Genomic DNA, 246 nt, shown 5'->3' with positions numbered 1-246 from the left:
GGTGAAGTTATTATAGATGGGGACCATATAGGTCAATTGTCCAAAAATGGATTAAGAGCAAAAAGACAAAAAGTAAGTATGATCTTCCAACATTTTAATTTATTATGGTCAAGGACTGTGTTAAAAAGATACCGGTCGTTTCTAAAATATCAGCAGGCTTACCTATCTATTGCGAAGAAAATTTAGTTGATTACATATACTTTTCTAGAGATAAATTGAACGATGAAAAAGAAGAATTTGGTCTAA

General features: G+C 30.9%; 2 pseudogenes. Both read left to right on the top strand.

Annotation, left to right across the window (positions count from 1 at the left end):
• Nucleotides 1-126, top strand: a pseudogene (locus IDG65_RS14615) (methionine ABC transporter ATP-binding protein); the annotation flags it as partial.
• A pseudogene (locus IDG65_RS14970) lies at nt 120-246 on the top strand (transcriptional regulator); the annotation flags it as partial. The pseudogenes IDG65_RS14615 and IDG65_RS14970, both read left to right, overlap by 7 nt.

This window comes from Staphylococcus sp. EG-SA-17 (assembly GCF_017151845.1).
Taxonomy (GTDB): Bacteria; Bacillota; Bacilli; order Staphylococcales; family Staphylococcaceae; genus Staphylococcus; species Staphylococcus aureus.
This window is presented reverse-complemented; position numbering and strand designations above follow the sequence as displayed.